Origin of the sequence: Mesorhizobium sp. M2A.F.Ca.ET.067.02.1.1, assembly GCF_004023285.1 — a bacterium.
Classification (GTDB): Bacteria; Pseudomonadota; Alphaproteobacteria; order Rhizobiales; family Rhizobiaceae; genus Mesorhizobium.
On record NZ_RZSB01000221.1, the window covers coordinates 1 to 8,093 of the forward strand.

An 8,093-nucleotide genomic window follows, 5' to 3' on the forward strand; every position below is an offset into this window, starting at 1 on the left:
CGCCTGAGATATTCGAACGAGCTCATGCCGGCGCCGAAATCGTCAAGGCTGACGCGACAGTGGCGGAACCTCGCCTTGCGCACGAACTCGGCCGCCGCGTCGAAATTGGTGACGGCGGCGGTCTCGGTGATCTCGAAGCCGATGGCCGACGGAGGCGCCCCGCTCTCGGCGATGGCCTCGTCGACGAAATCCCATAGCTGCGGATCGGAAAGCGTCTGTGCCGACAGGTTGAAGTCGAGCGCGATGGCGCCCGCGCGCATCGCCTCGCCGTGGCGCGTCAGCGCGGTGCGGATGATCCAGCGGTCGAGCCGCGCGGCAAGGCCGAAACGTTCGGCGACCGGCATGAAGTCGCCGGGCGGGATCATCGTGCCGGTGCGGGCCTCGAGCCTGGCCAGCACCTCGACATGGCGGCTGTCCTCCCATGGCCGGCCGAGCCGATGGATCTGCTGGCCGAACAGCTTCAGCCGGCCATCCTCCATCGCGTCGACAAGGTCGGCCGCCAGCCGGGCGGCGTTGAGCCCGCCGGCGCCGGACGTCGTGTCGGGCGAGAACACGGCAAAGCGGTCGCGCCCGCCGGCCTTGGCGGCGTAGCAGGCGTCGTCGGCGCAGGCGAGCGCATCGGCCACGCTCATGTTGCGGTCGCGCACGACGGCGATCCCGATGCTGGCAGCAAGCCTGCGCGAGGTGACCGCCGAGCCGAGATCGGCATCGCGCACCGCGGCGAGCACGCCGCGGGCGATGTGCTCGGCGCAAGCGTCATTGCAGTTCGGCACCATCAGCGCGAATTCATCGCCGCCGAGACGCGCCGCATGGGCCGACGCGGGCAGGCTGGCGAGGATGCCCGCCGCGACGCTCTTCAGCGCCAGGTCGCCAGCGGCATGACCGGCATAGTCGTTGAGCGCCTTGAAGTAGTCGAGGTCGACGTAAAACACCGCCAGCGGCAGGCGCTCGACCATGGCGATGTTCTCGGCGAGCAGCCGGTCGAAGGCGGAACGGTTGAGCAGACCGGTCAGGGCATCGTGGCGCGCGGCGAAGGCAAGTCCCTCGGCGCGCATCTTCTCCTCGGTGATGTCGCGCACGGTGCCCAAGATCTGCCCGGCCGAGCCGACATCGGCGACGAAGCGCACCAGCGTTTCGAGATGACGGACCTCGCCGTCACGCCGGATGATGCGGTATTGCGAGGCCACGACATCGTTGGAGCCCGGCACGATCTGACGGGCGCGCTCAGTGGCTTCCTTATCGTCCGGATGAAGATAGGTGTGCCAGAGCTCGGCCGACACCTCGTCCTTGTCGGCAGCGAGGCCGAATATCTCACGGGTGCGCGCGTCCCAGAAGGTTTTCCTTGTGCCGATATCGTGATGCCAGATGCCGGTACCGCTGGCTGCAAGCGCGAGGCGGAAGCGGACGTTGACCTGCTCGAGCGCCGCCTCGGCTTCCTTCTGGCGGGTGATGTCGGTCTGCACGCCCATCAGCCGAAGCGGCTTGCCGTCGGCGTCGCGCTCGACAATGCCGCCACGGTCGAGAACCCAGACCCAGTGGCCGTTCTTGTGGCGCAGGCGCAGCTCGGTCTCAATGGAATCGACGAGACCCGCAATGTGCCGGTCGCCGCTTTCCTGCGCGCGCTGGCGGTCGTCGGGATGGGTAAGCTTCAGCCAGAGATCGGGCGTGTTGGCGAGCTCGCCCGGCTCATAGCCCAGCATCTTCGACCAAGTCGGTGAATAGTAGCAATCGCCGGCCGACAGATTCCAGTCCCAAAGGCCCAGATGAGCGCGGTCAAGCGCCTGCGCCCAGAACTTGCCGTTGCGTTTATTGTCGTCCGCCATACTTTGGTTCGTGCCACCCGGTCTCTGCAGTCTTGCATGAAAGCAGAGAAGAAAGAGTTACCGGGGGTGGAACTGCTTGATCTCCCCCTTGTAGGGGTTGAGGAGCGGTCCGCGCAGCGTATTGGCTTTCCGAGCCACGAAAGCCGGCAGACTGCTCTCAGGCAGTCTGCAGGAACACCTCTTCGGGCGCCATCCCGACCAGCTCGGCAAAGCGGCCATGGTCGGTCGCGCCCTCCGAGTTGATGACGAGCACGCGCGAACGCCTGTCGAGGCCAAGCGCGGCGCGCATGCGCCTGTCGCCCGCGGCGCGGACCAGCCCGGCGAGGCCTGCCCCGCCGCTCTCGCCGGAGATAATGGCCGGGTCGTTGCCGAGCGGCCGCGCCAGCCGCTTCATCACCGCGACCGCATCGTCTTCGTCCACCGTCATGAAGGCATCGCCGACGCGCGCCAGCACGCGCCAGGCGACCAGGGACGGCTCGGCGCATTCGAGCATCGTCATCACGGTCGGCTCCTGATTTGCGATCGTTGCCGGACGTCCGGCCTCAGCCGAAGCGTAGACGCAAGCCGAGCGCTCCGGCTCCACCACCACGGCCTTCGGCCGCCTGGAGCCGAGCAGGACCGCCATATGGCCGGCGATCGCGGCCGCGAAGCCGCCGACGCCGGCCTGCAGGAAGACATGCGTTGGCGGCTCGGGCAGACGCCGCAGCGTCTCGCGCACGATCACCGTATAGCCCTGCATGACCAGGCCGGGGACGCGCTCATAGCCGAGCCAGGAAGTGTTGGAGACGATCTTCCAGCCGCGCTCGGCGCCGACGCGCGCGACCTCGCGCACCGCATGGTCATAGCCGCCCTCGACCTCAACGATCTCGGCGCCGAAGCGGGCGATGGCCGCGACCCGCTCGCGGCTTACGCCGGCATGGACGAAGATCACCGACCGCGCGCCGACGAGGCTGGCGCCCTGCGCGACCGAGCGGCCATGGTTGCCGTCGGTGGCGCAGACGAAGATCATGCCGGAGGCGATCTGGCGCACCCGGGCGTCGTTTATCTCGCCGATGTCGACGTCTCGCCCGAGCCACTTGCCGGCCTCCTCCAGCACCAGCCGCATGACGGCATAGGCCCCGCCCAGCGCCTTGAAGGAGCCAAGGCCAAGACGCTGGCCCTCATCCTTGACATGAAGCGCGGCGATGCCGAGCTCGCCGGCCAATGCCGGCAAGGCATGCAGCGGTGTTTCGGCATCGCTTTGGCGCGCCTTGAGGTAACGCTCGGCCCGCTCTCCTCCCGCCCTGCCGAGCGACTCGGCATCGGCGGCAACCAACGGCTGGTTGTGTTCTGGGCGTTGGTTGAGAAGCAGCATGCTAGTCTTCCTGCGAGGCACTGAACTCTGTCCGCGGGCCTGATTCGGGCGCGATTCTGGACGCTTTCATTGGCTAAGTGATTGAAGTTTGTTTCGATTGGATGTCGCCGGATGTTCGTTTCGGAGGGCTCGACACCGCCAACTTGACTATTTTTGGGGGTATTTCGCTTCGGTTGCAGGGTGCGGGCGTGGAGGTGCCGGTGTGGAGCCGAAAGCCGACAATTCACCACGGCAAGCGCTTGCCATCGCGAAAGAAGCCGCCGGTCGGGCCATCGTCGGGCAAGGTCGCGGCCCAGACGATGCCGGCAGCGCCTTGCGCCACCGGGCGTCCGCCCGGTCCGCCCATGTCGGTCGCGACCCAGCCTGGACAGATCGCATTGACGAGCACGCCCGAGCCGCGCAATTCGGCCGCCACGATGCGGGTCAGCGCGTTGAGCGTCGCCTTGCTGGTAGAATAGGCCGGCGCGCCGGCGCCCATCGAAGCAAGCGAGCCTCCTTCCGACGAAACATTGACCAGCCGGCCATGGCCGGAGGCGCTGAGCAGCGGCGCAAAGGCGGCTGCGACACGCCAGGCGCCGAAGACATTGGTCTCGAAAGCCTCGCGGATCACTGTCCAGTCGGGCTGGAGCGCCTGCGCCGACGGGTCGTAATGGATCGCGGCGTTGTTCACCAAAACGTCGAGCTGGCCGAAGCGGCGCTCGACCTCTGCCGCGGCGCTCACGGCCGCTTCAGGCGCGGCGACATCCAACTCGATGGCCTCGACCTTGCCGCCGAGCTTCCTGGCCGCCGCCTCGCCCTTGGCGAGATCACGCACGCCGATGAGCACTGTGAAGCCGAGTTCCGCGAGCTGGCGGGCCGTTTCCAGGCCGATGCCACGGTTGCCGCCGGTGACCAGGGCCACCTTGCCGGAATTCTTGGTGTTGGTCATTGCTGCTGTTCCTTCAATTTCCTCTTACCGACAGCCAAGATGGCATCGATCACGCCGACCGATTAAAGCGCCGAATTGGCGCTCATTGCGCAATGCAGTTCATGAACGGGCGCGGTCTTTGTTTCTGCGCAATTCCGGACGGAAAACCGCTACGGACTTTTCCTGGAATTGCTCTAGGGCCGAATGGTCCCAACTCGGCTGGAGGACTTTACTGGCCGGACCGACAGCAGATTGGCGGGCGTTTGGGATGACCTGGCGGTACGCTCAATCGAAACCGATCCAGATGTAGCCATCCTCCTCGCGGCACGGAAAGAGGTGCAGCGGAGCCCGGTTCTTTGAAATATCGCCGAGAATCTCCATGCCGGCCGAAGTTCCGTCCTCATTGAGCGCCTCGCACCACCTTACGATTTCGCCTGTATCCAGATCGAATCCGCTGTGATGCCAGCGACACACCAGAGTGCCGTCCTCGCCGAAAATGCTCGCCCGTCCTGCGTGGCCGTTGGCCCGCAAGCCAGTCTCGAAGAATGGCAACTTCAAATGCGGGCAGGCATTGTTAAAGGCATAGACGCGCCCGCCCCTGCGCAAAATCACGGCATAGAGCGCCTGGAACTCGATGACTTTGTGGTCGCCATCCTTCAGTTCGCTCGTGGCAACCGTCCGATGCCAGGTCTTGCCGCCCAGCTGCATAGTCTCCCGCGCGCCTTTTTCGTTCAGCCGGCGCTCGGCTTCAACCTTCAGCTTCTTTATCTCGTACAGCGTAATTCGGTCGGAGGTACCGCGCAAACGCACTCGAATGAAATCGGATATTTCAACCTCACCCTTGACCTGTTCATAGAGCGTCTCGGTAATCAGGAGGCGGGTTCCGGCCTCCTTGTTGGCCGCTTCCACCCGGCTCGCCACATTGACCGCATCGCCGATAGCCGTCAGGCGCTCGTTGCCGGGCGATCCGACCGAGCCAATCACCGCTTCGCCCAGATGCAAGCCCACGCGAATATCGAACTCGATGCCATACATCGAGGCAAAAAAGGGCTTCAGCCGATCGACCGTGGCAAGGGTCTGCAGGGCCGCATTGACGGCGCGCACCGGTGCATCGTCCTGGCCCTGCACGCCGAATATCGCCATAAGCCCGTCGCCGACGAACTTGTCGATGTAGCCGTCGTTGAGCTCGATGACTTCAGCGACCTGAGTGAAATACCGATTGAGCAGGTACATGACGTCGTAGGGCGTCAAAGTTTCGGAGAAATGGGTGAACCCGGCGACGTCGCTGAAGAAAATGACGACCGACTTCAGCTCGCCCGCACTGGTGGACCTGTGCGGGAGCAACTGACTGGTCATTCGCAGGTCGGTCTCGTCGAGTACGAGCCTGCGGAAGGTGATGTCGGAGTCAGGTCTGAGCTGGCATGCCAGGCGTACGTTGTTGCCAAGCCCCAACCGCTCCACGAGGGCGCGCTCCGGCGCGGTGCGCTCCGGGCAGCGGTCCGCGCCGTCGAGGATCCAAATCCGGCAGGTCGAGCACTTGGCCTTGCCGCCGCAAGCGCAGGCGATCGGGACATCTGCCCGGCGAGCGGCTTCAAGGACAGATTCCCCGAGCGCCGATTTGATCGATATGTCGTCGGGCAGTGACAGCAACGTAGGCATCGGAACTGATCTTCCAGTACTAAGTGGCGCCAGACGCTGGTGTTAATAACAGGTCTGTCAGCCGGACACCGTTTTGGCCTCGTTCCGGCGACATTAGCCCAGCAGCGGCTCGGACGCCATCGTCGAGTCCGATAGTCCGCCTGGGTCGGTCGGAAGGCGCGTTTCGCGTCGGGTTTTCACCAGCAGGCAGCCCCCGTTCCACGGGCGGGGAAATGCCGGACACAATCCGGAAACAAGATTCAACAATCCGGAAAAACTAGCGAAAAAACCCGCTGTCATAAACGGCACCGGAGCAGCCGAGCGATTGCGGCGCGCGACAACAGACATCGATCTTAACCAAGGATTGCCGATTATGAAAAAGACCCTTCTTTCCGCACTCGGCCTTGCCGTCGCGCTCGCTTTCGCGGTGCCATCGCTGGGCACCACCGAAGCCAACGCCGCCGCGACGACCACGACCACTGCTCCGGCCGCGACCACCGAAGCTGCGAAGCCGGCAGCGACCGCCGCCAAGCCGGCCAGCAATGGCCCGCACAAGAAGCATCACCGCAAGCATCACCGTCACCACGCCCGTAAGCATCATCACGTGAAGAAGCACGCGAAGCATCATGCCAAGAAGCATCCCGTGAAGAAGCACCATGTGCGCAAGCACCATGCGAAGAAGCATGCTGCGAAGAAGGCCGCGTAAGGCCAGAGGCGTTTCGAACTTCATGACCGGATGATCCCGGACCGCTTCCAAAGGGTTCAGGATCGTCGCTTCCCGAAAACGCCGCCCTCCCTTCCGGGCGGCGTTTTTTGGTTGCCTTAGTGAGGCATGATCTTCTCCGAAAACCGGCAACCACTTTTCGGGATCATGCCTTACTTCTTCTGCGGATGGATGGTGTCGCCGCGCTTCAGCATGGCCACCAGATCGGCGATCTTCTTCTTGCGCCCCGCCTCGGTCTTCATGTTGTTGGTGCGGAAGGCGAGCGCGAAGCGGTTTTGCGCCGAGAGCTTTTCCAGCATCGCTTTCGCCTTCGGCTCGGCATCGATCGCGGCCTGCATCATCTCCTTCGAGCCGGCATAGGCACGGTCCCAGCGGCCGTCGGCCTTGGCAGCCTCGACCTCGCGCAGGCCGTGCTCGGTCATGCGGCTCGCCTCGACCAGGCGCGCGACATTGTCGATGTTGATCTTGCTCCAGATGCTCTTTTTACCGCGCGGCGTGTAGCGCTGCAGGAAGCTCTTGTCGTCGAGCGACTTGCGCACCGCGTCGATCCAGCCGAAGCAGAGCACGACGTCGACCGCCTCCTTCGGCGTGATCGAGGCGAGGCCCGAGCCGACCTTGTGGATCTTGATCCAGACCTCGCTTTCAGAGGCGTGGTTGTCGGCCAGCCAGGCATGGAAGCTTTGCGCATCGGGGAATTCCCGGACCTTGTCCGGATCGACCTTGATCGGGGCCATTGTCACCTCGTTTTTCGCCGCCAGCAGTGTCGACGATTCCTCGGCGATTGTAGCGAGAGCTGGTGCCAGTTTCCGTCAACAGGCGTTAGGCTGGTCTGGCGGATTCCTCTTTTCGAATTGATGCGCTAACCCAAGACAATTTCTCCTAATTCTCCAACGACTTGAACAACCCCACACTTCTGTTGACTTCCACAGATGTGTGGAATACGCTATCTTTTATGAACGCAAGCGAATTCCGGCGCTGGCTCGCCAAGCAGGGATGCACCTTTTGAAACCCACCGCGGTGGGAGCGGTCACCTGACTGTTCGTTTTAAAGACAAGGTCTCGCAGCTGCCGATGCATGGCGGCGGCAAGGAGCTTGGAACGCGTCTGGTCGAGAAGATCAAGAAGGATCTGGGCCTGAAATAGAGGAGACCGTGTATGTGGTATGAAGTCGCTCTCACGCCCGACGACAACGATACCTGGCTGGTTACGGCGCCTCAATTCGACGAGGTGGTCTCGTATGGCGGCACAAAAGAGGAAGCCTGCCGCAATGGACGCAATGCCATCGAGGAAGCCATCGCCGCCCGAATTGCGCATGGGGATGATATCCCCTTCCCGCTCAAGGAAACCAAGGGCAAGGGATGGTTTGTGGAAGTCCCGGCGCTCGTCTTCCTGAAATCGGCTCTCTACATGGCCTTGAGGGAAAAGGGCTGGAGTCGGGCCGATCTGATGCGCGAGCTGAAATGCCAACGGGAGCATGTCGATCGGCTGTTCCGGCTCGACCACAATTCACGGCTCGACTCGCTCGAGGAGGCGTTCAAGGCGCTCGGCCATCCGCTGCGCTTTGACATGGAGTTCCACAAGGCCGCCTGACTTTGCCGGCGAGCCTGGGCGGCCGATCCATCATCGGGCCTTCCGATACCACTATCGC

At 63.7% G+C, this 8,093-nt stretch carries 7 protein-coding genes; 2 read left to right on the forward strand and 5 right to left on the reverse strand.

The genetic code is table 11. The features are described 5' to 3' along the window. The 4 genes from EOA28_RS16700 to EOA28_RS16715 form a co-directional block, all read right to left on the reverse strand. On the reverse strand, nt 1–1,823 hold a 1,823-nt coding region (locus EOA28_RS16700; RefSeq protein WP_128315063.1), incomplete at its 3' end, for a PAS domain-containing protein. Nucleotides 1,824–1,980: 157 nt separating this feature from the next. Continuing rightward, on the reverse strand, nt 1,981–3,177 hold the full coding sequence (locus EOA28_RS16705; RefSeq protein WP_126083277.1) for a diaminopropionate ammonia-lyase: 1,197 nt from the start codon (nt 3,175–3,177) through the stop codon (nt 1,981–1,983). 223 nt (nt 3,178–3,400) lie between these two features. Next, a complete protein-coding gene (locus tag EOA28_RS16710) occupies nt 3,401–4,105 on the reverse strand; it encodes an SDR family NAD(P)-dependent oxidoreductase (protein ID WP_126083278.1) in 705 nt (234 codons plus the stop codon). Between the two features lie 264 nt (nt 4,106–4,369). Further along, entirely contained in the window at nt 4,370–5,734 is a 1,365-nt protein-coding gene (locus EOA28_RS16715; RefSeq protein ID WP_189342070.1) for an adenylate/guanylate cyclase domain-containing protein, read from the reverse strand. A 313-nt stretch (nt 5,735–6,047) separates the two neighbouring features. Here EOA28_RS16715 and EOA28_RS16720 point away from each other — a divergent pair, with 313 nt between their 5' ends. Continuing rightward, nucleotides 6,048–6,428, forward strand: coding sequence for a hypothetical protein (locus tag EOA28_RS16720; protein WP_245491083.1), 381 nt, complete (start codon nt 6,048–6,050; stop codon nt 6,426–6,428). A gap of 170 nt (nt 6,429–6,598) precedes the next feature. Here EOA28_RS16720 and EOA28_RS16725 read toward each other — a convergent pair whose 3' ends face one another. Beyond that, nucleotides 6,599–7,180, reverse strand: a complete 582-nt coding sequence (locus tag EOA28_RS16725) for a YdeI/OmpD-associated family protein (protein WP_128315064.1) — start codon at nt 7,178–7,180, stop codon at nt 6,599–6,601. Nucleotides 7,181–7,600: 420 nt separating this feature from the next. Between EOA28_RS16725 and EOA28_RS16735 the strand changes: the two genes are divergently transcribed. Next, nucleotides 7,601–8,035, forward strand: coding sequence for a type II toxin-antitoxin system HicB family antitoxin (locus EOA28_RS16735; protein WP_126083282.1), 435 nt, complete (start codon nt 7,601–7,603; stop codon nt 8,033–8,035). Nucleotides 8,036–8,093: the final 58 nt, after the last annotated feature.